The following is a 21,842-nucleotide window of genomic DNA, read 5'->3' as shown; positions in this document are numbered from 1 at the left end:
GGACGGGGGGACGGGGGGACGGGGGGACGGGGGGACGGGGGGACGGGGGAGCATCCCCGAAGGGGAAGAGGCCGCAGCCCCGGACGGGCAGTGGCCCGGGCCCGGACGGGCAGGAGCCCCGCTCCTCCGCCGAAGCGGGGGAGCGGGGCTCCTTGGGTACTGCGCGTCAGCCGCGACCGGCCGACCCCGGGGATCCGTGCGGGATCAGACCGGGGTGACGTTCTCCGCCTGCGGGCCCTTCGGGCCCTGGGTGACGTCGAAGTTCACGGTCTGGTTCTCCTCGAGGGAGCGGAAGCCAGACGCGTTGATCGCGGAGTAGTGGACGAAGACATCGGGGCCGCCGCCGTCCTGGGCGATGAAGCCGAAGCCCTTCTCGGCGTTGAACCACTTGACGGTTCCGGTAGCCATAAAGCCCTCCTTGGGCCAAAGGGTTGCCCTGCTCCAGAACCTGCAAGAAGTCTGAAAACAAAAGCCTGCGGAGTCACATGATCCGCAGGCTCTGTACTGCAAGGGAAACCAAACTGCAACTTGCGGCGAGCCTAGCACGGGCCCTCTCCGGCAGGAAAGAGGTGAAGATCACTCGTTCGTGGGGTGTATCCAGGGGCCGCCTTCCCCGCCGTGGCCTGCGCGAGCCCCCGGCCCGTACCCGCCAACCGGCCGACACCGGACCGCCCCGAGGCCGTTACCGGCGGGCCGCCCGCGGGACGCGCGCGCGGGGCCGCCGAGCACGCGCCGAGCACGCGCCGCGTCCAGCGCGGCGCATCCGAGGATGCCCCGTGCGGCCCTCGTGTGAGCCCTGCGGCCCCGCGAGGACCCGCTCCCGGTTCCGCCCGGAGGCGGAGTTAGCCTCATGGAGTGGACCATTCCGACCGAGAAGACCGTTCCGACCGGGCCGCCGGATCCGCCGCCCCCGCCCCCGCCGGCGGCGACCACAGCCGCGCCCGGCCCCGGGTGGGCCACATCCAGTTCCTGAACTGCGTGCCCCTCTACTGGGGCCTCGCCCGCACGGGCACCCTGCTCGACCTTGACCTGCGCAAGGACACCCCCGAGAAGCTCAGCGAGCAGCTGATCCGCGGCGAGCTCGACATGGGCCCGGTCACGCTCGTGGAGTTCCTGCGCCACGCCGACGAACTGGTCGCGCTGCCCGACATCGCCGTCGGCTGCGACGGGCCGGTGATGTCCTGCCACATCGTCTCCCAGGTCCCGCTGGAGCAGCTGGACGGGGAGCGGGTCGCGCTCGGCTCCACCTCCCGCACCTCCGTACGTCTCGCCCAGCTGCTGCTGGCCGAGCGCTTCGGCATCACGCCCGACTACTACAGCTGCCCGCCCGACCTGGGCCTGATGATGCGCGAGGCGCAGGCGGGGGTGCTGATCGGCGACCCGGCGCTCCGCGCGTATCTGCACGACGCCCCCCGGTACGGGCTGCAGGTCCACGATCTCGGACAGCTGTGGAAGGAGTGGACGGGGCTGCCGTTCGTCTTCGCCGTCTGGGCGGTGCGGCGCGACTATCTCGCCAGGGAGCCGGAGGTGGTGCGCCGGGTGCACGAGGCGTTCCTCGCCTCCCGCGACCTGTCGCTGGAGGAGGTCGGCAAGGTCGCCGAACAGGCCGCGCGCTGGGAGGCCTTCGGCGCGGAGGTGCTGGAACGGTACTTCACCACGCTCGACTTCAGCCTCGGCCCGCGCCAGCTCGCCGGCATCGCCGAGTTCGCCCGCCGCACCGGACCGACGACCGGCTTCCCGGCCGACGTACGGGTCCGGCTGCTCGGCGACGAGGCGGACGCCGAGGATGACGGGGCCGACGGGAACGCGGCAGGCGGCGGGACCGGAGCAGCCGGCGGGACCGGCGGGGGAGAAGCCCGCGCCGGCGGCGAGGCGGGCGAGGCGGCGGAAGCCGGGCGGAACGCCGGGGACTGAGCGGGCCGGGGACTGAACGGACCGGGGACTGAGCGGACCGGGGACTGAGCGGGCCGGGACCGAGCGGAGCCGGGGACCGAGCCGGACGCCGGGGGCTGAGGGGAAGCCGGGGAGTGCGGGGACGGGAATGGTGCGCCGGCCGCGGCGCCCGCGAACACACGGGGCTGCCCGCCCGGAGCGGCCGCGATGGGCGACGGCGGTGTCCGTCCCGGGCCGCCCGCGCCGGGCATCCCGGTCCTAAGCTGACGGCGGCACCGCACGAGGAGGCGGCGCGGCATGAGCCGAGGGGGGACGCCCATGCATCCGCTGGACACGGGGGACCCGCGCGCCATCGGTCCGTACCGGCTGTTGGGCCGGCTGGGCGCCGGCGGGATGGGCCGGGTCTATCTGGGGCGCAGCGCCGGGGGCCGTACGGTCGCGGTGAAGGTGGTGCATCCGCACTTCGCCGCGGACCGGCTGTTCCGCGAACGCTTCCGGCGGGAGGTGGAGTCGGCACGGCGGGTCGGCGGATCCTGGACGGCGCCGGTGCTGGACGCCGACCCGCAGGCGCCCGTGCCGTGGGTGGCCACCGGCTATGTGGCCGGCCCGGCGCTGAGTGAGGCGGTGGCCGCGGTGGGCCCGCTGCCGGAGCACACCGTACGGGCCCTGGGTGCCGGTCTCGCCGAGGCGCTGGCGGCCGTGCACGGCCTGGGTCTCGTCCACCGCGACGTGAAGCCGTCGAACGTACTGCTGACCATGGACGGCCCGCGCCTCATCGACTTCGGCATCGCGCGGGCCACCGACGCGACGGCCTCGCTCACCGCCAGCGGCGTCTTCATCGGCTCGCCCGGCTACATGTCCCCCGAGCAGATCCTGGGACGCGATGTCGGCGGTGCCTCGGACGTCTTCTCGCTCGGCGCGGTCCTCGCCTACGCGGCACGGGGATCGGACCCGTTCCCGGGCGACAGCTCCGCCTCGCTGCTCTACAAGGTCGTCCACGACGAGCCCGAACTCGACGGCTTGGACGGTGAGTTGGCGGAGCTGGTCGCCGGCTGTCTCGCCAAGGACCCGGTGGGCCGGCCGGACCCGGAGGAGATCGCGCGCCGGCTGGCCCCGGTGCGGGAGGACGGCTCCGCCCGGGGCCCGGTGCCCAGCGGCTGGCTTCCCGGGCCGCTGGTGGAGGGCGTCGGGCGGCGGGCCGTGGAACTGCTGGGCCTGGAGGCGGAGGCCGCCGGACCGGAGGACGGCGCCGGGCCGGGCACCGGGCCGGATGCCGGGCCGGGGCCGCAGCCGGGCCGGGCCGCCGGGCCCGAGCCGGATGGGGCCGCCGGGCCGGTGGCGGCGCCGGGCGGACACGGACAGGGGCGGCCGGGGGCGGGTGGCGGTTCGGGGCTGGTCACGGTCGTACCGGTGGAGGGGCCGGGGACCGGGCCGGGCCAGGCCGCCGGGTCCTGGTCCGGGGCGGGGCGGCCCGCCGGGTCCGGTACGGAGACGGAGGCCGGGGCGGACGCGGGTGCCGGGGCGGGCCTCGCCGGAACCGGCCCGGTGGCCGGCCGGGCCGCGGATCCGGGATCGGCGGCAGCCTCGGCTCCGGATGCGGCAGCGGCTTCGGGCCCGGGCGCGGCGGCGGGCGGCTTCGGGCCGCCGCACCCTTCGTACGGACAGGGGGCGCGGGGGCACGGGCAGCGGGAAGCCGGACAGCGGGGGCACGGGCTGCGGGCGGACGGAGTGCGGGCGCGGCCCGGAGCGGGGCGGGAGGGGCAGCCGGGGCGCGGCGGGATCTCCTTCTCGGCCTCGGTGACGGCCACGGGCCCGTCCCGCGGCACGGACGGCGCCGCGCCGGGGACCGCCTCCCCGGGCTCGTCCGCCCCGGGCCCGTCCGGTTCCGCCGGTGCCGCGTCCTCCGGGGCCGGCGGCCGTCGCCGGGTGAGCTGCGTCGTCGTGGTGTCGGTGGCGGCCGCACTGGCCATCGGCACCACCACCGTCGCCCTCCTCGACCTGCTGCCCGGCGGGAAGAGCGGCGGTGGCAACGCCGCGGCCCCGAGCGGCGACACCGGGGCCGAGCCCCCGGCGGGGGCGGCGCCGGAGGTGCCGGAGAAGTTCACGGGCACCTGGCAGGGCGGGATCGTGCAGAGCGGCGGCTTCCCGAACGGCGAGCTCGTCCTCGTCCTGAAGCCGGGGAAGAAGGGCGGCACCGTGGCCCGGATGACGTACTCCGCGCTCGGCGTGTCCTGTTACGCCAAGGGGGAGTTGATCTCCGCCGGTGAGAAGAAGCTGGTGCTCAAGGAGACCACCGACACCTCCAGGGGGCCGTCGGGAAGCCTGTGCACGGGTGAGCCGGCGACGATCACCCTCACCGCCGTCTCCGCGGACCGGCTGCGCTACGCCTCGGACGACGAGAAGGGCGGCAACCCCACCGCCGACCTGCGCCGAGCTGACTGAGCCGGACGGGACGGGGCCCGGCTCGCCGCGCCGGAGCCGTGCCGGGCGGACCGGCCCGAACGCGGCGGTGCGGGGCGTGCGGCCGTACCGGACCGGGCGGGCCCGTACTGTGCGGGGACCCGAACCGCAGGGAACCGGGCCGGGCCGGATCCGGCCGCGCCGCGCGTCCTCAGGGCGGGGGGACCGTGTCGGGCCGGAACCGTGCCGGGCGGGCCGGTCCGAACCCGGCCGTGCCGCGCCAGTGCCGCGTCCGGGCCCGGGCCGCGCCGGGCCCGCGTACGGTCCGTGCACAGTGCCGCGCCCGGAGCCGGACCCGGGGAGCCCGACAGGAGCGGACCCCGCTCACAGCGCGCACCCGCGCGCACCCGCTCCCGGACGGCCCCTCCGGATGCGCCGGACGGCTGACGTAGGCTGGATCGGTCCGTCAGAACCTTCCGGAAGGGACGCCCCGGTGCCCGAGAACTCCGAGCTCGCCGGTACGAACCGCGCAGCCGTACTCGCCCGTGCCGCCGAGGGCGGCCGGATCACCCCGGAAGAAGCGCTCGACCTCTACCGGCACGCGCCGCTGCACGCCCTGGGCGCCGCGGCCGACGCCGTACGCCGCCGCCGCTACGCCGGCACCGAGCACATCGCGACGTACATCATCGAGCGCAACATCAACTACACCAACGTCTGCGTCACGGCGTGCAAGTTCTGCGCCTTCTACGCCGCGCCCAAGGACACCGCCAAGGGCTGGACCCGCGATCTCGACGACATCCTGCGCCGCTGCGCCGAGACCGTCGAGCTGGGCGGCACCCAGATCATGTTCCAGGGCGGCCACCACCCGGACTACGGCGTGGAGTACTACGAGGAGCACTTCTCGGCGATCAAGAAGGCGTTCCCGCAGCTCGTCATCCACTCCCTCGGCGCCTCCGAGGTCGAGCACATGGCCCGCATCTCGGGCGTCACGCCGGAGGAGGCGATCCGCCGCATCCACGCCGCCGGTCTCGACTCCTTCGCGGGCGCGGGCGCCGAGCTGCTGCCCGCGCGGCCGCGCAAGGCCATCGCGCCGCTCAAGGAGTCCGGCGAGCGCTGGCTGGAGATCATGGAGACGGCGCACAAGCTGGGCGTCGAGTCGACCTCCACCATGCTGATGGGCACCGGCGAGACCAACGCCGAGCGCATCGAGCACCTCCGGATGATCCGGGACGTGCAGGACCGCACCGGCGGCTTCCGCGCCTTCATCCCGTACACCTACCAGCCGGAGAACAACCATCTGAAGGGGCGGACGCAGGCCACGCTCTTCGAGTACCTGCGGATGATCGCCATCGCCCGGCTCTTCCTCGACAACGTCGCCCACATCCAGGGCTCCTGGCTCACCACCGGCAAGGAGGTCGGCCAGCTCTCGCTGCACTACGGGGCCGACGACCTCGGCTCGGTGATGCTGGAGGAGAACGTCGTCTCCTCGGCCGGAGCCAAGCACCGCTCCGACCGGCTGGAGCTGCTCCACCTGATCCGCGCCGCGGGCCGCGTCCCGGCGCAGCGCTCGACGACGTACGAGCACCTGGTCGTGCACGACGACCCGGCGAACGACCCGGTCGACGACCACGTCGTCTCGCACCTCTCCTCCACGGCCATCGAGGGCGGCACGGCCCACCCGGAGCTCAAGCTCGTCGACGCGGGCTGAGCCCGGCGGGGGCGGCCGGAACACTCCGATCGGGAAGGACGGGCCGGTGCTGACGATCCACCGCGCGCGGGTGGTGCGGCGCACGCCGGGGGGCGAGCCGCTCCCCGGGCACGCCCTGGTCGTGGACGGCGACCGGATCGCGGCCATCGGCCCGTACGAGGAACTGTTCGCCGAGTACAGCGGACGGGCCCGGGTCCGGGAATGGGACGGCGAACTCACCCCCGGCCGCCACGAGCCGGACGCACCCACCCTCCTGGAATCGGTCTACCACCCCGACGACCCGTTCGAGGTGGACGAACTGGGCAGCGCCCCGCTCACGGGCGAGGCCGTGGCCGCCCTGGAGATGACCGACACCCGCTGGGGCCAGAGCGCCCGACGCGCCCTCCAGAAGCTCCTGGCCACCGGCACGACCGGCCTGACCGGCCCGTTCACCCGCCCGCGGGTCCGCACCGTCGTCTCCCGCTCCGGGCTCCGCGTCCTGCCGCCGGGCGGCCCCGCCGCGCCGCCGCCGCTCACCCCGGGCGCCCGCGCGGACTTCGCGGTCTTCACGGGCCCGGACGCCGCCCCCGGCAGGGAGCCCGCCCGCTGCCTGGCCACGGTCATCGCGGGCCGCCTGGTCCACCGCCGGGCCTGAGCCGGCGGTATTTTCCGGGCGGCGGGCGTCAATCCACGGGGCGTTGACATCACTTCGGGTGAGGCGGCCTCGTACGCGACCTCGTGATCCGTACGCCCGTGCATGATGCGTCCCATGGCAGGAGCGACGGCCGGCGGACGGCAGCGGCAGGCCACTCCCGACACCTGGATGTTCCCGCCGGAGGAAGGCTGGACCAGTGACCGGGTGAAGGACCTGGAGCTGCCCTTCGACTGGCAATTGGTGGACGGGAGGATCGTGACGCGTGGGATGACGGCCCTGTGGCACGACGGGGTCCGGGACGGGATGTACGACCGGCTCAAGAGCGCACGGCGGGAGCCCTTCGCCGTGAACGTGGAGCGCTGCGTCCTCGTTGACAAATACAACGTCACCACAACCGACATCGCCGTCTACGACAAGCGGGACCTGGACCTCTTCACGGCGGAGTACCTGCCCGTCGCGAAGGTGGCCCTGGTCGTGGAGGTCGTCTCACCCCTCTCGAGGCAGGAGGACCGGGTGCGCAAGCCCGCGATGTTCGCGGAGGCGAAGGTGCCGTACTACTGGCGGGTGGAGCGGGGCGACGACGGCCTTCCGGTGGTGCACGAGTTGTGGCTCCACCGCGACTTGGGCACGTACGTACCCGCCCCCGCTCACCCCTCCCACAGCGGGAAGCTCGACACGGAACTGCCCTTCCCCGTGACGATCGACCTCCACAGCCTGGTGGAGCTGTGACCGGTGCGGTCCGGGAGCGGTACGCCCCCGCCGCACCATCCCCGGCCGGGACCGGACACAATGGAGCGGTGACCCGAGCATCCCTGGACAAACAGCCGCACGAAGTCGCCGCCATGTTCGACGACGTGGCGCCCAAGTACGACCTGACGAACGACGTGCTGTCGCTGGGCCAGACCCGGCTGTGGCGCAAGGCCGTGGTGCGGGCCGTCGACGCGCGCCCCGGTGAGCGGGTGCTCGACCTGGCCGCCGGCACCGGTACCTCCTCCCAACCCTTCGCCGCCGCCGGCGCGTACGTCGTCCCCTGCGACTTCTCCCTCGGCATGCTCCGCGAGGGCCGCAAGCGGCAGCCGCATCTGCCGTTCACCGCGGGCGACGCGACGAAGCTGCCGTTCGCCGACGGGGTCTTCGACGCCGTGACGATCTCCTTCGGCCTGCGGAACGTCCAGGACACCGACACCGCCCTGGCCGAACTGCTGCGCGTCACGAAGCCCGGCGGCCGAGTGGTGATCTGCGAGTTCAGCCACCCCGTCCTGGCCCCGCTGCGCACCGTCTACACCGAGTACCTGATGCGCGCCCTGCCGCCGATCGCCACCACGGTCTGCAGCAACCCCGACGCCTACGTCTACCTCGCCGAGTCGATCCGCGCCTGGCCCGACCAGCCGGCGCTGGCCGCCCGGCTGCAGAAGGCCGGCTGGTCGAAGGTGGCCTGGCGCAACCTGACCGGCGGCATCGTGGCCCTCCACCGGGGCGTCCGGGCCTGAACCGGCACGCCGGCCGGCCTCCCGGGACACGGGGGCCGACGGCGCGGCGGGACCGGCATCCCCGGAACGGGACCGGCGCCCAGGGAGCGGGACCGGTGTCCCGGGGGACCGGTCCCGCTGAGCGCTCAGCGCTCGAAGCGGCTCGGGAAGGGGAAGTACTCCTCCAGGAAGGCGTGCAGCCGGGCCGCGATCCGCTCCTGTTCGCCGGCCGGGGTGTCGACGTCGTTCAGGCAAAAGAAGTCGAAGCAGCGGGTGCTCAGCAGCTCGGCCAGCCGCTCCTCCGCGTCCGGCCGCGCCACGTCGACGTACCGCAGCTTGTACGACCCCGGGACCGCGCGCCCCGTGAGGTAGGCGTGGTGGTGGTGCAGGGACGCGCCCATGGCGATGTCGGTCACCGAGCGGAAGCGGGAGCGCGACGTGCGCTCCACGTCCTCGGCGAAGCGCTCCTCGATCTCCTCCATCACCGCGCGGATCTGCGGGTGCGGGGTGTGCATGAACTTGTTGACGGTGAAGCGCCCGTGGGCCTCCAGCATCAGCCGCCGTACGTTCTTGCCCGCCGAGTTCGGGGCCGGCTCGTCCGGGTGCGGCGCGCCCAGGCCGAGCTGCGCGGGGGAGAACGGCAGCTTGGCCATGCCGTTCCCGTGGAAGAACGCCTCCGGCCCGACCGGGCGGCCGAGGAAGACGTCGTCGTTGAAGTAGAGGTAGCGGTCGGACAGCCCGGGTATGTGGTGCAACTGGGTGCCGATCGCATGGGAGTTGAAGACCGGCAGGCCCGTCGGATCGGTGAAGATCTCCTTGTGGTCCACGACCCGGATGCCCGGTGCCGCGGTGTTGAGCCACGAGGGGACCTGCCCGTCGGTGACGATGTAGACGCTGCGCACGAACGGCGCGTACATCTCCAGGGACCGCAGTGAGTACTTCAGCTCGTCGCGGCTGGTGTAGCGGGATGCGCCGGTCTCGCGGGCGTGGATGCGCGGAGGCTCCTTCCCGCCCGCACCCACGGCCTCGCCCCCGCCGTCGCCCCCGGCCCCGCCGTCGCGGTACGCGGCCCGCTTGGCGCTCAGCTCGGGGTCGGCCCCGTCCACCCAGGTGTAGACGATGTCCAGGGGGAAGCCCACCGTCTCGACGCGGGGCTGCAGGAAACCGGCGAAGGTGGGGTGCTCGCGGCCGGCGATCTCGCGCACGGCGGGTGTCCGGGCGTCCGCGGGCAGGATGTCCGAGACGGCGTTGCCGCGCGGTGCCACCAGGGCGCCGGTGAGCATGGCCGGCGGGGGCTGGGTGCGCAGTGCGGCGACGCGGTCGGCACCGCGGCTGTCCTCGGCGAGCCGTTCGCCCTCGTCCCAGAACTCCACGTCGCAGCCGTGGGAGAGGTCGGCGAGGACCTGGTCGCGCGGGCCCAGCAGCATCTCGCCGAAGCGGAGGACGCTCTGCCGCTTGAGCGCGGCGGGGAGGGCTCCGTCCGCGTAAAGCGCGGTGTCGGAGGGCTGCGGATCCCTGCTCGGTTTGGTGACGTAGAGCGGCCGTGAGCCGTGCAGTTTCCGCATCGCGTCGAGGAACACCTTGCGGTCGCTGCGGCGCATCCCCACGACGTGGCGGGTGCGGGACCGCCCCGGTACCAGGAAGTGGTCCACGCCGGCTTCGGCCAGGGCGTCGGCGACGAGCCCCAGGTTGTGCGCGGAGGCGTCGGCGGCCGTGAACCGGCGGACCCGCCGCCCGAAGCGCACCGCGCCGCCGACGGTGAACTCGCGTACCTCGCCGTCCGCTCGCAGCATCGCCGCACGCCGTGCCGCGATGCGCTCGGCCCGCTTCCGCTCGGCGGCCTCGGCCCGGGCGGCTTCGCGCTGCCGTTCCCGCTCTTCCCGCACACGGGCGGGCAGTAACCGTTCGGCGAGGGATCTGGCGGGGTGCTTCATGGACAACCTGGGCTTCTTCGTGGGGCCGGTGCTCGGTCAGCGTCCGGCCGACGGGGGCGCGGCGGCGCGGGGAGCGGCGGCGTTCTGTGTGGGTCGGGCAGGCGGGGCGAAACCGGGGCGGAATACCTCGGGAGACGATGCCGGGGGTCAGTGCGGCAACTCGAACCGCCTACGTGTTCGAGCCGATGAACTATGTTCCAAGAGCTGATGGGCCGTCAAGTCGGAATCCGGACCACGCTTCCTTTTTGTATGTTTTTGGGTCATGAGGGCGCCCTGTGGAGTTCATCTCCGAGGTGTGCACCACAAGGGCACCAAGTGAACACATTCTTGACGTAATCGTGCAGATCCTGCGTGCCCAGCATCGGCTGCGGCCTCGCGCCGGACGCGTGCATCAAAGTCGGCGTGCAGTGCACCCTCACCCGCACCGGCGGCTGGGACGTCAAGCCCACCAAGACCTACTACACGTACTACGGCTACGAGGCGCCGAAGCCGACCCCGGCGCGGGAGAAGGCCCGCAAGGCGCAGGCCAAGGCCGATGCGGCCAAGCAGCGGGCGATCATGGCGGCCAAGGAGCTGGCCAAGATCGTCGCCGACGAGCTGGGCATCACCGACGCCCTGGACTGCTTCACCACGGGCGCCCTGGGGTCGTGCGGGGCGACGGCGGTGAACGTGGTCACCAGCTTCGTCGGCGGCATGGTCGGCAAACTGGCCGTGAAATACGGCCTGCCGATGAAATGGCACAAGGCAGTGGCCCTGGGCAAGAAACTCTGGGGCCTGGCCGGCAAGCTGCTCGGCGGCTCCTGCGGGACTGGTGGAAGAACACCCGCGCCGCGAAGCGGTACGCGTCCTGCGAGGTCAACAGTTTCACGCCGGGCACCAAGGTCCTGATGGCCGACGGCTCAGCCAAGGCCATCGAAGACGTGGACATCGGCGACAGAGTCCTGGCCACCGACCCCGAAACCGGAGAGACCTCGGCCCGGACGGTCACCGCCGAGATCAAGGGCAAGGGCCTGAAGCACTTGGTCCGGGTCACCGTCGACCTCGACGGCAAGAAGGGCGGAAAGACCGCATCGGTCACGGCCACCGACGGCCACCCCTTCTGGATCCCGGAACTGGGCGAGTGGATCGACGCCACGGACCTGAAGCCCGGCACCTGGCTCCGCACCAGCGCCGGCACCCTCGTCCAGGTCACGGCAATCAAGCGCTGGACGACGCAGTCGGCCACGGTCCACAACCTCACGGTGGACGGCCTGCATACGTACTACGCGCTGGCGGGGGCTACGCCGGTACTCGTTCACAACGCAAACTGCAAGACTGTCGTCGAGAACCAGGCTGGACGGTTTGGCGATATGAATCCCGGTGTGCCAGGTGACGGACTCACGCCCCATCACATGCCTCAGGACGCGCTTGGACACCTGCCCAGAAACGACGGCGGTGCGATCGTGATGAAGCATGCGGACCATGCTCTTACTCGCACCTATGGCGCTCGTGGCAGGGCCACCAAGGCCGCGGAAGCTGGGCTTCCATTCCGGACAGTACTCGCCAGAGATATTTGGGATCTGCGCCGAATAGGGCAACAGCAATATGGTGATCCCGGCTACTACAACAAGGGAACCCAGGGTCTACTCGCCTACTATCGGAGCATTGGTCGCCTTTAGAAGGGAAGTGCAGGATGCCAGTTCGGCGCGAGATCGAAGACCTGATTGGCGCGGGACCGCTCCCCTCAGAGGACGCTTCCGAAGAGGAAATCGCTCGGGCTCAGCAGCTTCTTGAGAACATTACCGCGCCGGTCTCGGATGAAGAGGCACAGGTGCTGGCGGTGTGCTTCGGCCTCGACAACTGTTACGGCCTTTCGTGGACCCTGCTGCATCTGATTGAATCGGCGCCAAATGCTCAGAATGCGGAGTACTCGAGGAACGTCGAAAACCCGTGGGTTCAATTGCTCACCGCTCGCGTCAACGCCGCGCGAGGAAGCCGGGAGTAGCGTGCAATTGAATCAGATTTGCGGTCGGAAGTGGAACGGAAGGGCGCGGTGTGCGGGGGGACGGTGAAGGGGCAGGTCGCCGGCGCGGCGAGTGGGGGCGGTCCCGGCTCGGCCCCCGTGCGGTGAGCAAGGGAGCCCCGCTCACCCCCGCCCGCCCGGGCCGCCCCCGCTGCCGCCCCGGCGCAGGAGGCCGGCGAGGAGTTCGGCCGTGGCCGTTGCCGCCAGGGGGTACGGCTGGAGGACGAGGTCGGCGCCTGCCTCGTCGAGCAGTTCGGCGTCGTGCCCGGAGCGGGCGGTGAGCACCACTCTCCCCCGGAAACCGAACTGCCGCAGGCCCTGGACGAGGGCCTTCCCGGTCTCCGGGAGAGGCACCGTGCTGATCACGCAGCGCGCGTGGGAGAGGGGCAGGGTTTCGAGGAGGTGCATGTCCTCCACGCAGCCGAACACTGCGGCGACGCCCTCCCGGTCGTTGCGGGCGACGCGGTGGGGGTCGTGGTCCACGGCCAGGACGAGGTGTCCCGCCCGGCCGAGCCGGTCGGCGACGGCTCCGCCGAAGCGGCCCAGACCGTAGAGGATCACGTCGGCCTCCCGCTCGTGTCCTGCGAGGTCCCGTTTTCTTCCGTCCGTCCGCTCCAGCACGGACAGCCGGCGTTCCAGGCGTGCGTAGATCTGCTGGGAGTAGAGGATCAGATAGGTGGATCCGCCGATGGTGACGAGGCCGACGACGGTGATGAGGCTGACCGTGGCCCCGGTGATGTGGCCGAGGCCGAGCCCGAGGGCGGCGAGGATGAGGGAGAACTCGGAGATCTGCGCCCCTGCCAGCCCGGCCAGGAACCCCACCCGTACCGGATAGCGCATGGCTGTCACGATCAGGACGACGATCAGCGGGTTGCCCACGAGGACGAAGACGGAGAGGACCGCCGCGTGGGCGAGCTGCTGGGAGGCGTCGTCGAACTGCAGGCGGGCGCCCAGTTCCAGGAAGAAGAACAGCAGCAGGAAGTCCCGCAGGCTGACGAGCCGGGCGCCGAGCGCGTCGCGGTACGGGGTGCCGGCGAGCGAGACGCCCGCGAGGAACGCCCCGACCTCGGTGCCGAAACCCAGCCAGTCGCTCAGCGTGGCCACCAGGGCGGCGTAGGCCACGCCGAACAGGACGAGCAGCTCCGGGGAGCGGGCCACCTGGCGCACCAGCCGCGGCAGCACGTAGCGCATGAGCAGGGCCGCACCGGCCAGCAGTCCCAACCCCCTGGCGAAGACCAGGGCGATGTGGACGGGCAGGCTGCCGTCGGCCTCGCGGCCGAACGCGGTCAGGACGATCATCACCAGGACCACGACGATGTCCTGGACGATGAGGAAGCCGACCGCGATGCGCCCGTGGAGCTGCTCCAGCTCCCGTTTGTCGGACAGCAGCTTCACGATGATGATCGTGGAGGAGAAGGTCAGGGCCACGGCCACGTACAGGGCCGTCACCGTGTCCATGCCGAGGCCGATGGCGATCAAGAAGCCGATGACCGAGGTGAACAGGATCTGGCCGAGTCCGGTGGCCACGGCGATCGGTCCGGTGGTCCGGATCAGATGCAGATCCAGTCGCAGCCCCACGAGGAACAGCAGGATCGCGATCCCCATGCGCGCCAGCAGATCGACCGTGCCCTGCGCCTCCACCCAGCCGAAGCCGGTCGGGCCGACCAGGACGCCCACGCCGATGAACCCGACGATCAGCGGCTGCCGCAGGCGTACGGCCAGCAGCCCGACGGCTGCGGAGACCGCCAGGACGACGGCGATCAGGGCGAACCCGTTCAGACTCATGGCTCCCGTCCGTTCAGGGCCGTCCGTTCAGGGCGGTACGCGGACGCGGTCCCGGAACGAGCGCCTCGGGTCCCGTTGCGGCGGTCCGCCCGGCCCGCCCGGCTGTGCCGCCCGGTTCGCGGCGCGGCTCCCGTGAGGGACGGGACGAGTCGGTAACTCCCCGCACCTGACCGAGTCGCGCCACGCCCTCCCCGGGGGCCACCCGAATAAAGCCGAAAAAGCCGCGTTTGCCCGCTCAGGCTACACACCGGACGCGGCGCCCTCGCCGAGTTCCCGCCCCGCGAGCCGCCGCCTGTCCCGAACACCGGCGTATCCCCGGCCGGTTGGCCGCGCCGGCCGGGGACGCGTCCCTCCGGGTCGCCTTGGCCCGGCCGTCGGCCGGACCGGCGTCAGCCCCCGATGGGCAGTCCCTGCGGCTCCTTGATGCGCTTCATCACGATCTGGGAGTTGACCTCCGTCACCCCCGGCAGGGCCGTGATCTTCTCGATCCAGAGCCGCTCGTACGTCTCGATGTCCGCGACCGCGATCCGCAGCAGGCAGCCCGGGCTGCCGAAGAGGCGGTAGGCCTCGACCACGTCGGGGAGGTCCTGCAGGGCGTCCTCGAAGGCCTCCACCGTCTCGCGGTCGCGGCGGACCTCCACGGAGACGAGCACCTCGAAGCCCCGGCCCACCGCCGCCGGGTCCAGCAGGGCGCGGTAGCCGCGGATCGCGCCGTCCTGTTCGAGCTGGCGGACCCGGCGCAGGCAGGGGGAGGGGGAGAGGCCGACCCGCTGGGCCAGTTCCTGGTTGGTGAGCCGGCCGTCCTTCTGGAGTTCGCGCAAGATGCTGCGGTCGATGGCGTCCATGGCGTCATTGTCTGCCAAATCAAGGCGCGTAGACCACAGGACTTGGCAACTTATTTTGGGCAAAACTGGCTATTCTTGCTGGTGGGACGAGGTTACTCGTCCGTATGGGTCTTCTCCGGGCGCGGGCTCGGGCCGCCCACGGGTTCCGTTCAAGGATCCCGGAGCGCGCCGAGCCGTCGGCCCGGGTGCTCTTCCTTCAAGGTTCTTCTCCGGATTCCGGACGGGCGAGGGGGCAGTATGCGACGTGTCGTCGTGGTCACCACGGGCGGGACGATAGCCAGCCGCTGGCAGGGCAAGGGATACGCGGCGGACGCGGCGGGGCAGGACGTGCTCGCCGCCGCCGATCTCCCCGAGGACGTGACCACCGAAGTCGTCGATCTCTTCACGGTCAACAGCCCCCGGCTGACGACCGCGCACCAGATCACCCTGCTGCGCGCGGTCCACGAGGTGCTGGAGGACCCGGGCGTCGACGGGGTCGTCGTCACCCACGGCACCGACACCCTGGAGGAGTCCGCCTTCCTCCTCGACCTGCACCACGCCGACCGCCGCCCCGTCGTCTTCACCGGCGCCCAGCGCCCGCTGGAGGACGCCGAGGGCGACGCCGCCGGCAATCTCTACGACGCCCTGCTGACCGCCGCCTCCGTCGAGGACCTGGGCACCCTGGCCGTCTTCGCCGGCCGGATCCACGCCGCCCGCGGCACGATCAAGACCCACACCACCGCCCCCGACGCCTTCCACGACCCGTCCTGCGACGCGGTCGGCAAGGTCGGCTGGGGCCGGGTCACCGTACGGCGCCGCCCCGAGCGCACGGAGGCGCTGCCGCTGCCGCCCGTCGAGGCGCCCCTGCCGCGCGTCGACATGGTCATGCACCACGCCGACGCCGACCCGCTGCTCTTCGACGCCGCCGTGGAGGCCGGTGCCCGCGGCATCGTGCTCGTCGCCACCGGCGCGGGCAACGCCACCCCGGCGTTCACGGAAGCGGTCACGCGAGCCGTCGGGCGGGGGGTGCTGGTCGCCCTCACGACCCGCGTCCCGGCGGGCCCCGTCACCCCCATCTACACGGGCGGCGGGGCCGTGGACCTGATCGAGGCCGGCGCGGTGCCCACCGGTTCCCTGCGGGCCGGGCAGTCGCGGATGGCGGTCCTGGCCGCCCTGATGTCCTCCGCGGACACGGCGGAGCAGACGGCCACCCTGCGCCGTATCGCTGACCCGAGCGAGGCCCCGGTCCCGGCCTGACCCCCCCGGGTCCGGGCCCGGGTACGGGCCCGGGCCGCGAGGGCCGGCTCGGCTCCGGCCCGGCCGCGCCCCGGTCCGGCCCGGGCCCCCGGACGTCCGGACCCACGTCCCCCCAACTCCCCCCACGGAGGCCCCGGTTCCACCCGGAACCGGGGCTCCGGCTGATATGGCCGTCCATCCGTACGGCGCCCCCGCGACACCCCGTACGGCTTCACGGCCGGCCCGCCGGGCCGGGGTGCGGTCCGGTCCGCGCCGCCCCGCCCCGCCTCACCCCGGCGCCGTCCGCCGGGACTGCCGCCGGGACGCCCGGCGGCGCCGGACGGCGGCCCCGCTGCCGGAGGCCGACCCGGCCGAACACCGTCCGTGCCCCTGCATAGACTTGAGCCGTTCCCCGCAGGCCGCCCCCACGAGGGCCTGCGCTCCGCCTCTCGCCGGGAGTGCCGACGTGACCGACACCGACCTCAACGAGCGCAGCGCCGATGTCATCGTCGTCGGCGCCGGACCCGCCGGCTCGGCGACCGCGTACCACCTGGCGAAGTCCGGGCTGGACGTCCTGCTGCTGGAGAAGACGGCCTTCCCGCGCGAGAAGGTCTGCGGTGACGGCCTGACGCCGCGCGCCACCAAGCAGCTGGTCGCCATGGGGATCGACATCTCCGAGGAGGCCGGCTGGCTGCGCAACAAGGGCCTGCGGATCATCGGCGGCGGGGTCCGGCTGGAGCTGGACTGGCCGGAGCTGGCCTCGTTCCCCGACTACGGACTCGTCCGCAAGCGCGACGACTTCGACGAGCAGCTCGCCCGCGCCGCCCAGAAGGCCGGGGCCCGGCTGCACGAGCGCTGCAACGTCGGGGCCCCGATCCTCGACCCCCGCACCGGCCGCATCACCGGCGTCGAGGCGAAGCTCGGCGAGGAGAAGACGCCCGTCACCTTCCACGCCCCGGTCGTGGTGGCCGCCGACGGCAACTCCACCCGGCTGTCGGTGGCGATGGGCCTGCACCGGCGCGAGGACCGGCCGATGGGCGTGGCCGTCCGCACGTACTTCACCTCCCCCCGCCACGACGACGACTACCTGGAGTCCTGGCTGGAGCTGTGGGACCGGCGCGGCCCCCAGGACCGGCTGCTGCCCGGCTACGGCTGGATCTTCGGCATGGGCGACGGCACCTCCAACGTCGGCCTCGGCATCCTCAACAGCAGCTCGGCCTTCAAGGAGCTGGACTGGCGCGAGGTGCTCAAGGCCTGGTGCGCCTCGATGCCGGAGGACTGGGGCTACGTCCCGGAGAACATGACCACCCCGATCCGCGGGGCCGCGCTGCCGATGGCCTTCAACCGGCAGCCGCACTATCACCGCGGTCTGCTGCTGGTCGGTGACGCGGGCGGCCTGGTGAACCCGTTCAACGGCGAGGGCATCGCCTACGCCATGGAGTCCGGGCAGATCGCCGCCGAGGTGATCGTCCAGGCGCACGCCCGGCAGACCCCGGCCCAGCGCGAACTGGCCCTCCAGCGCTACCCGAAGGTCCTCAAGGACACCTACGGCGGCTACTACTCCCTGGGCCGCGCCTTCGTGAAGCTGATCGGCAACCCGAAGGTCATGAAGATCGCGACCGAACGTGGCCTGACCCACCCGCTGCTGATGCGCTTCACCCTCAAGATGCTGGCCAACCTCACCGACCCGACGGGCGGCGACGCGATGGACCGCATCATCAACGGCCTCAGCAAGGTGGCCCCGCGGGCCTGACGGGCACGGTTGGACGTGAGACCTCTCTATATATAGACTGACGTCTCCTATATAAGGGAGGCTTCATGTCCAAGCTGCTGGTCGAGGTGGATGACGACGCGCTCGCCGAAGCCGCCGAAATACTGGGAACGGCGACGAAGAAGGACACGGTGAACACCGCTCTGCTGGAGGTCGCCCGGTTTCGGAAGCGTGCCAAGGCGCTTGCCGAGCTCCGGGAAATGGGCGCCCAGGGCGACTTCGACATCCTGCTCGACAAGAGGAACTATCGCGGGTGAGTTCGCCTCCCTATCTGATCGACACGTCGGCGGCCGCCCGGTTGCTGCTCAGTGATGAACACGACGGCCGCTGGGGCGAGGCACTCACTCGCGGGCTGATCGCTCTGTGTGACATCACGGAACTCGAACTGCTCTACTCGGCCCGCTCCGGGCCGGACAGGGAGAACAAGCAGGAGCGGCTGCGGTGGCTGTTCAGCTGGACTCCCGTGCCCGACGGCATACTGCAGCGGGCCCGGGAGATCCAGCAGCTCCTCACCGACCATGGCGAACACCGATCGGCCGGTCCCGTGGATCTCATGGTCGCGGCGGTGGCCGAACTCTCGGGTATGACCCTTCTCCATCACGACCGCGACTTCGAGACCATCGCCCGGCACACCGGCCAACCCACCTGTTGGCTGGCTGACCCGGACTCGGCCAAGTAGCGCCTTTCCCCGGCGGCCGGACGCACCAAGGGCCGTCATCCTCGAACGGGATGACGGCCCTTGGCGTGTGCGCCGCGTGGCCCGGGCGGGCCCGGGTGCTCTGGGTGCCCGGGACGGGCCTGCGGGGTGAGGGTCTGTCAGAGGACGCGGACGGCGCCCGTCGGCGGGTCCCAGTCGAGGGTGCGCTCGACGACGCCCGTGCTGGAGTTCTGCGCGCCGACGTACTTGCCGTCGCCGATGTAGACGGCCACGTGGTACGCGCTGCCGGCGCTGCCCCAGTAAAGGATGTCGCCCGGCTGGAGATTGCTCAGCGACACCGGGGTGCCCGCCGTCGACTGGTCCTGGGAGACCCGCGGCAGGGAGACGCCCACGGTGCGGAACGCGGCGGTGGTGAGGCCCGAGCAGTCGTACGCGGAGGGGCCGACGGCGCCGCTGACGTACGCCTTGCCGACCTGCGCCTTGACGAAGTTCACCACGGTGGCGGCGCTTCCCGTGGCGGAGGAGCCGGCCTGCGAGGCGGTGGACGCGGCGGCGGTGCTGAGCTTCGTGCGGTCCTCGGAGCGGTCGGAGCGCTCCGCGGCGGCTTCGCGGGCGGCCTCGGCGCGCTCCGCGGCGGCCTTCGCCTTGGCCTTGCGCTCCGCCTCGGCCTTCCGTTCGGCCTCGGCACGGGCCTGCTTCGCGGCCTTCTTCTCCGCGGCGGCGAGGGCTTCCCGCTCGCTCGCGATCTCCAGGTTCAGGGCCGCCTGCTGGGTGGCGGCGGTGGACATCGCGGCGTCCTCGGCGAACGAGGCGCTGATGGTGGGCATTTCCGCCGTCTGGGCGGCGGGCGCGGCGTTGGCGGAGGAGGCCGCCGCCGTCACGGCGATGGTGCTGAGGACGCCACCGGCAACTCCGGAACGCAGCGTTCTGGTGGAGACGTTGCGCCGGGGTTTCCGGTGGCTGGGTATGTGAGCGGTATGGGCCATGGGGTCCTGGCTATCAAAGAATTGTCGCCGCGATCAACAGAAGTGGGATGGGCCACAGTTGACGCGTACGCGACGGCAATAACCGGAACTCGATCTTCAGGTGTCGTTATCGCGCTGTGATAGCGGATTCACAAACCCGTCATGAGCTAGCCCTTTCAAGGGTTCGCCCGTTTTGTTCCGGGCTTAGCACCCCCTCCGCGTACGGATCAACCACCGTTTCCGTTCACCGGGGGCGGGGTGGGAAAGCTCACGTATTCCGGCTCCCCGGGGGTCCGTCGGCGGAGTGAGCCGACGCCGTCCGGTGCGGCGGGCGATGGAACCGCTCCCGCGGGGCGTCGGAAGCCGGCCGTTCCGATCCGGGTCCGGCCGCCGGATCCGTACGTGAATCCGTGCACGTGCCAACGATCTTGGGGCCGGGCCGGCGGTCCGTCCCGTCGGCGACCGATGGGGCCGACGGCCGCGCGGCATCTATCACTTGCTGCCGTCCAGCGCCAATTTGTTTTCCGGCCTTGGTTATTGATAGTGCAAGCAACGCTCTGACCTGCGGTGACTAAGGGTTGTATCGCGGTGAGTGGTCAGGTGGACGCAGAGCGTCCAGGCCCTCGCGGGCTTCCGCTTTTCCGTCCGCCGGCCGGGTGGTGGAGATCACAAAGGTCGAGGTGACCCCCGTGTCGCAGCTCACAGAGCCCCGGGCATAAGATGCCATCGGCCTGGGCTTGTGAACTGCCTCACATAATCACGATCTTCGTGGGGCGGCCACGGTGCGGCCGCCCCTCCGCCCAGGGCGGGGGACCAGCAGTCACCGTCGACTGGAAGGAGCGAGCAGCGTGAACGCCTATGCACCCATCCTCGTGCTCGGCGCCCTCGGTGCAGGCTTCGCGATCTTCTCCGTGGTCATGGCGTCGATCGTCGGCCCGAAGCGCTATAACCGGGCCAAACTCGAGGCGTACGAATGCGGGATCGAGCCCACGCCGCAGCCGGCCGGCGGCGGGCGGTTCCCGATCAAGTACTACCTGACGGCGATGCTCTTCATCATTTTCGATATCGAGATCGTCTTCCTTTACCCCTGGGCCGTCTCCTTCGACATGCTCGGGATTTTCGGACTCGTCGAGATGCTCCTCTTCGTGCTCACCGTCTTCGTCGCCTACGCCTATGTCTGGCGCCGCGGCGGACTGGACTGGGACTAGGGGACGGGAGGAGAAGCCATGGGTATCGAAGAGAAACTTCCGAGCGGCTTTCTGCTGACGACGGTCGAGCAGGCCGCGGGCTGGGTACGCAAGTCGTCGCTGTTCCCGGCGACGTTCGGACTCGCCTGCTGCGCCATCGAGATGATGACCACCGGAGCCGGCCGCTACGACCTCGCCCGCTTCGGCATGGAGGTCTTCCGCGGCTCGCCGCGGCAGGCGGACCTGATGATCGTGGCCGGCCGGGTGAGCCAGAAGATGGCCCCGGTGCTGCGCCAGGTCTACGACCAGATGCCCAACCCCAAGTGGGTCATCTCCATGGGCGTCTGCGCCTCCAGCGGCGGCATGTTCAACAACTACGCGATCGTGCAGGGCGTCGACCACATCGTCCCCGTCGACATCTATCTGCCCGGCTGCCCGCCCCGTCCCGAGATGCTGCTCGACGCCATCCTCAAGCTCCACGAGAAGGTCCAGGGCTCCAAGCTCGGCGTCAACCGCGAGCGGGCGGCCCGCGAGGCGGAGGAAGCGGCGCTCAAGGCGCTCCCGACGATCGAGATGAAGGGCCTGCTGAGGTGAGCGAGAAGAACGGGAACGAGAGCGCGCCGACCGGCCGCGAGGCCGGGGCGAGCGGGGTCAACCCCGACCAGGACCTCAACACCCAGAACCTGCCCGGCAACCGCGGCGACCGCGGCGAGGCCATCGGCGTCCGCCGCGGCATGTTCGGCGCCGACGGCCCCGGCGACACCTCCGGCTACGGCGGGCTGGTCCGCACCGTGCGGCTGCCCGGCCCGGCCGTCCGCCCGTACGGCGGCTGGTTCGACGAGGTCGCGGACGAACTCGAGGGCGCCCTGGACGAGCAGGGCCTGCTCCCGGAGAACGCCATCGAGAAGACCGTCGTCGACCGGAACGAACTGACCTTCCACATCGCCCGCGAGCACCTGCCCCGGGTGGCCCGCACCCTCCGCGACGACCCGGCGCTCCGCTTCGAGTTGTGCATGGGCGTCAGCGGCGTCCACTACCCGGACGACAAGGGCCGCGAGCTGCACGCCGTCTACCACCTGCGCTCCATCACCCACAACCGGGTGATCAGGCTGGAGGTGAGCGCGCCGGACAGCGACCCGCACATCCCCTCGGTCGTCGAGGTCTATCCGACCAACGACTGGCACGAGCGCGAGATGTACGACTTCTTCGGGCTGGTCTTCGACGGCCACCCGGCGCTGACGCGGATCATGATGCCGGACGACTGGCAGGGCCACCCGCAGCGCAAGGACTACCCGCTCGGCGGCATCCCCGTCGAGTACAAGGGTGCCCAGATCCCGGCCCCCGACCAGCGGAGGTCGTACCACTGATGCCGCGCA

The 21,842-nt window shown here is 71.8% G+C and carries 20 protein-coding genes and 1 pseudogene; 16 read left to right on the top strand and 5 right to left on the bottom strand.

Annotated features, from left to right (window positions below):
• Nucleotides 1-204: 204 nt before the first annotated feature.
• Nucleotides 205-408, bottom strand: coding sequence for a cold-shock protein (locus IF83_RS0125900; RefSeq protein ID WP_019707740.1), 204 nt, complete (start codon nt 406-408; stop codon nt 205-207).
• Between the two features lie 543 nt (nt 409-951).
• Here IF83_RS0125900 and IF83_RS0125895 point away from each other — a divergent pair.
• From IF83_RS0125895 to IF83_RS0125870, 6 genes are all read left to right on the top strand, one after another.
• Nucleotides 952-1,914: a menaquinone biosynthetic enzyme MqnA/MqnD family protein gene (locus IF83_RS0125895; RefSeq protein ID WP_244177210.1), complete on the top strand. Its 963-nt coding sequence runs from the start codon at nt 952-954 to the stop codon at nt 1,912-1,914.
• 297 nt (nt 1,915-2,211) lie between these two features.
• On the top strand, nt 2,212-4,335 hold the full coding sequence (locus IF83_RS35380; RefSeq protein ID WP_030548162.1) for a serine/threonine-protein kinase: 2,124 nt from the start codon (nt 2,212-2,214) through the stop codon (nt 4,333-4,335).
• Between the two features lie 451 nt (nt 4,336-4,786).
• Nucleotides 4,787-6,001 (top strand): cyclic dehypoxanthinyl futalosine synthase, encoded by a 1,215-nt coding sequence (mqnC, locus tag IF83_RS0125885; protein WP_030548160.1) that lies wholly within the window; start codon nt 4,787-4,789, stop codon nt 5,999-6,001.
• A 46-nt stretch (nt 6,002-6,047) separates the two neighbouring features.
• On the top strand, nt 6,048-6,635 hold the full coding sequence (locus tag IF83_RS0125880) for an imidazolonepropionase-like domain-containing protein (protein WP_030548159.1): 588 nt from the start codon (nt 6,048-6,050) through the stop codon (nt 6,633-6,635).
• Between the two features lie 114 nt (nt 6,636-6,749).
• A complete protein-coding gene (locus IF83_RS0125875) occupies nt 6,750-7,364 on the top strand; it encodes a Uma2 family endonuclease (protein WP_030548157.1) in 615 nt (204 codons plus the stop codon).
• Between the two features lie 68 nt (nt 7,365-7,432).
• A complete protein-coding gene (locus tag IF83_RS0125870) occupies nt 7,433-8,125 on the top strand; it encodes a demethylmenaquinone methyltransferase (RefSeq protein WP_030548154.1) in 693 nt (230 codons plus the stop codon).
• Between the two features lie 125 nt (nt 8,126-8,250).
• Here the strand turns inward: IF83_RS0125870 and IF83_RS0125865 are convergent, their stop codons facing one another.
• Nucleotides 8,251-10,038, bottom strand: coding sequence for a stealth family protein (locus tag IF83_RS0125865; RefSeq protein WP_030548153.1), 1,788 nt, complete (start codon nt 10,036-10,038; stop codon nt 8,251-8,253).
• Nucleotides 10,039-10,440: 402 nt separating this feature from the next.
• Here IF83_RS0125865 and IF83_RS35060 point away from each other — a divergent pair, with 402 nt between their 5' ends.
• From IF83_RS35060 to IF83_RS33875, 3 genes and pseudogenes are all read left to right on the top strand, one after another.
• Nucleotides 10,441-10,926 carry a hypothetical protein gene (locus IF83_RS35060; protein WP_244177207.1) on the top strand — a complete coding sequence of 162 codons (486 nt, stop codon included), beginning with the start codon at nt 10,441-10,443 and terminating at the stop codon, nt 10,924-10,926.
• Nucleotides 10,884-11,345, top strand: a pseudogene (locus IF83_RS35055) (polymorphic toxin-type HINT domain-containing protein); the annotation flags it as partial. The gene IF83_RS35060 and the pseudogene IF83_RS35055, both read left to right, overlap by 43 nt.
• 365 nt (nt 11,346-11,710) lie before the next feature.
• Entirely contained in the window at nt 11,711-12,022 is a 312-nt protein-coding gene (locus IF83_RS33875) for a hypothetical protein (RefSeq protein WP_158711106.1), read from the top strand.
• A 141-nt stretch (nt 12,023-12,163) separates the two neighbouring features.
• Here the strand turns inward: IF83_RS33875 and IF83_RS0125850 are convergent, their stop codons facing one another.
• Both IF83_RS0125850 and IF83_RS0125845 read right to left on the bottom strand, forming a co-directional pair.
• Entirely contained in the window at nt 12,164-13,825 is a 1,662-nt protein-coding gene (locus IF83_RS0125850; RefSeq protein WP_030548150.1) for a cation:proton antiporter, read from the bottom strand.
• Between the two features lie 389 nt (nt 13,826-14,214).
• Nucleotides 14,215-14,670: an Lrp/AsnC family transcriptional regulator gene (locus tag IF83_RS0125845; protein WP_030548149.1), complete on the bottom strand. Its 456-nt coding sequence runs from the start codon at nt 14,668-14,670 to the stop codon at nt 14,215-14,217.
• A 237-nt stretch (nt 14,671-14,907) separates the two neighbouring features.
• Between IF83_RS0125845 and IF83_RS0125840 the strand changes: the two genes are divergently transcribed.
• From IF83_RS0125840 to IF83_RS0125825, 4 genes are all read left to right on the top strand, one after another.
• On the top strand, nt 14,908-15,906 hold the full coding sequence (locus IF83_RS0125840) for an asparaginase (protein WP_030548148.1): 999 nt from the start codon (nt 14,908-14,910) through the stop codon (nt 15,904-15,906).
• A gap of 445 nt (nt 15,907-16,351) precedes the next feature.
• Nucleotides 16,352-17,638: a geranylgeranyl reductase family protein gene (locus tag IF83_RS0125835; RefSeq protein WP_030548147.1), complete on the top strand. Its 1,287-nt coding sequence runs from the start codon at nt 16,352-16,354 to the stop codon at nt 17,636-17,638.
• Between the two features lie 65 nt (nt 17,639-17,703).
• Nucleotides 17,704-17,913, top strand: a complete 210-nt coding sequence (locus IF83_RS0125830; RefSeq protein ID WP_030548146.1) for a type II toxin-antitoxin system VapB family antitoxin — start codon at nt 17,704-17,706, stop codon at nt 17,911-17,913.
• Complete coding sequence (locus tag IF83_RS0125825; protein WP_030548144.1) at nt 17,910-18,335, top strand: PIN domain nuclease; 426 nt, start codon at nt 17,910-17,912, stop codon at nt 18,333-18,335. The genes IF83_RS0125830 and IF83_RS0125825 overlap by 4 nt, the downstream gene beginning before the upstream one ends.
• A gap of 137 nt (nt 18,336-18,472) precedes the next feature.
• Here IF83_RS0125825 and IF83_RS0125820 read toward each other — a convergent pair whose 3' ends face one another.
• Nucleotides 18,473-19,300, bottom strand: a complete 828-nt coding sequence (locus IF83_RS0125820) for a C40 family peptidase (protein ID WP_030548137.1) — start codon at nt 19,298-19,300, stop codon at nt 18,473-18,475.
• An 827-nt stretch (nt 19,301-20,127) separates the two neighbouring features.
• Here IF83_RS0125820 and IF83_RS0125815 point away from each other — a divergent pair.
• Genes IF83_RS0125815 through IF83_RS0125805 form a run of 3 tightly spaced genes read left to right on the top strand, consistent with a single transcriptional unit; the run spans nt 20,128 to nt 21,833 of the window.
• Nucleotides 20,128-20,487 carry an NADH-quinone oxidoreductase subunit A gene (locus IF83_RS0125815; RefSeq protein WP_019707756.1) on the top strand — a complete coding sequence of 120 codons (360 nt, stop codon included), beginning with the start codon at nt 20,128-20,130 and terminating at the stop codon, nt 20,485-20,487.
• Nucleotides 20,488-20,505: 18 nt separating this feature from the next.
• Nucleotides 20,506-21,060, top strand: coding sequence for a NuoB/complex I 20 kDa subunit family protein (locus IF83_RS0125810; protein WP_030548135.1), 555 nt, complete (start codon nt 20,506-20,508; stop codon nt 21,058-21,060).
• Nucleotides 21,057-21,833 (top strand): NADH-quinone oxidoreductase subunit C, encoded by a 777-nt coding sequence (locus IF83_RS0125805; RefSeq protein WP_030548133.1) that lies wholly within the window; start codon nt 21,057-21,059, stop codon nt 21,831-21,833. The genes IF83_RS0125810 and IF83_RS0125805 overlap by 4 nt, the downstream gene beginning before the upstream one ends.
• Nucleotides 21,834-21,842 lie beyond the last annotated feature (9 nt).

The sequence above is a fragment of the Streptomyces albus subsp. albus genome (genome assembly GCF_000719865.1).
Taxonomy (GTDB): Bacteria; Actinomycetota; Actinomycetes; order Streptomycetales; family Streptomycetaceae; genus Streptomyces; species Streptomyces albus_E.
This window is presented reverse-complemented; position numbering and strand designations above follow the sequence as displayed.